Genomic DNA, 1,323 nt, shown 5'->3' with positions numbered 1-1,323 from the left:
GGTTCCGGCGATTGAACGCCTGGTGCGCGAGGTGGTGTTGGTCAGCAGCACGTACCGCACGTCGTCGGCGCGGAGCTCACGTACGGCCGCCACGGCGCCCGGGATCGGCTTCCAGTCCACCGTGAGCACGCCGTCGATGTCGAGCAGCACCGCTTCGCCCTGTCCCATGCCCTGACGATAGCTCCGACCGTTCCCTCTCCGCCGCCCGGCGGCACACGGGGCGGGTCACCGGCGATACCGGGCCCTTCGATCAGGTGGTGCGCACAGCCACGTCGCTCGTCGCGCACCGGTAGCCCGGCTGAGTGCCGATGTTTCACGAATCGACGAGTGCGTGCCCTGTCGTCGCGTCGATGTGATCGGGGATCTGCTCGTGGCGGTCGCCGACGGTCGGTGTCCCCGTGGGCTCGAACATGAGGATGGCGGCGCCGGTGGGGGCGTAGGGCTTGTGCTCCGTCCCCCGCGGGACGGTGAAGACCGCACCCTGGGGAAGCCGGACGGTGCGTTCACCCGCGGGCTCGCGCAAGGAGATGCACAATTCCCCGTCGAGCACCAGGAAGAACTCGTCGGTGTCGTCGTGGGCGTGCCAGAGGTGCTCGCCCTCGACCTTGGCGACGCGTACGTCGTAGTCGTTGACGCGAGTGACGATGCGAGGGCTCCACAGCGCGTCGAAGGAAGTCAGGGCCTTGCTGAGGAGGATGGGGTGGTCGTTGCTCATGAGGGAATCCTTGCCCGTCGGATGCCGCGTGCGTGAGTGCTAGGAATTGCATGTGTCGCAAGATTCCTCTCACGCCGTCCGTACGGCGGGCCCGCACCGGGTCGTCGTGATCGTGGACGAGAACTCCAATCCCTTCGAGCTCGGCTGCGCCACCGAGGTCTTCGGCCTGCGCAGGCCCGAGATCGGCCGCGACCTGTACGACTTCCGCCTCTGCTCGCCCGAGCCGAGCACGCTGATGCGGGACGGCTTCTTCACCCTCACGGGAGTCGCCGGTCTGGAAGCGGCGGAGTCGGCGGACACCCTGATCGTTCCCAACCGGCCTGACGTCTACGTGCCGCGCCGTCCGGCTGTACTGGACGCCGTCCGCCAGGCGCACGCGCGCGGTACGAGGCTGGTCGGGTTCTGCAGCGGTGCCTTCACGCTCGCCGAGGCCGGGGTCCTCGACGGGCGCCGGGCCACCGCGCACTGGCAGTGGGCCGACTCATTCCGGGCTCGGTTTCCCGCCGTCCGGCTCGAAGAGGACATCCTGTTCGTCGACGACGGCGACATCCTCACCGCCGCGGGCAGCAGCGCCGCACTCGACCTCGGGCTGCACCTCTTCCCCCCCT

2 protein-coding genes and 1 pseudogene are annotated in these 1,323 nt (G+C 69.1%); 1 reads left to right on the top strand and 2 read right to left on the bottom strand.

Annotated features, from left to right (window positions below; genetic code table 11):
* Together ACFQ87_RS46555 and ACFQ87_RS46550 are read right to left on the bottom strand one after the other, a co-directional pair.
* Nucleotides 1-168: pseudogene (locus tag ACFQ87_RS46555) on the bottom strand (TIGR01458 family HAD-type hydrolase); the annotation flags it as partial.
* Nucleotides 169-313: 145 nt separating this feature from the next.
* Nucleotides 314-715 carry a cupin domain-containing protein gene (locus tag ACFQ87_RS46550; protein WP_380617104.1) on the bottom strand — a complete coding sequence of 134 codons (402 nt, stop codon included), beginning with the start codon at nt 713-715 and terminating at the stop codon, nt 314-316.
* A gap of 52 nt (nt 716-767) precedes the next feature.
* Between ACFQ87_RS46550 and ACFQ87_RS46545 the strand changes: the two genes are divergently transcribed.
* Nucleotides 768-1,323, top strand: a 556-nt coding sequence (locus ACFQ87_RS46545; RefSeq protein WP_380617103.1) for an AraC family transcriptional regulator, incomplete at its 3' end; no start/stop codon positions are given.

Source organism: Kitasatospora sp. NPDC056531 (assembly GCF_042794375.1).
Taxonomy (GTDB): Bacteria; Actinomycetota; Actinomycetes; order Streptomycetales; family Streptomycetaceae; genus Kitasatospora.
The sequence above is the reverse complement of the archived record's forward strand: the minus strand, read 5'-3'. Positions and strand labels throughout refer to the sequence as shown.

Excerpts from the sequence above, each read along its gene's own strand:
- ACFQ87_RS46550 (WP_380617104.1), bottom strand. The coding sequence starts at position 715 with ATGAGCAACGACCACCCCATCCTCCTCAGCAAGGCCCTGACTTCCTTC.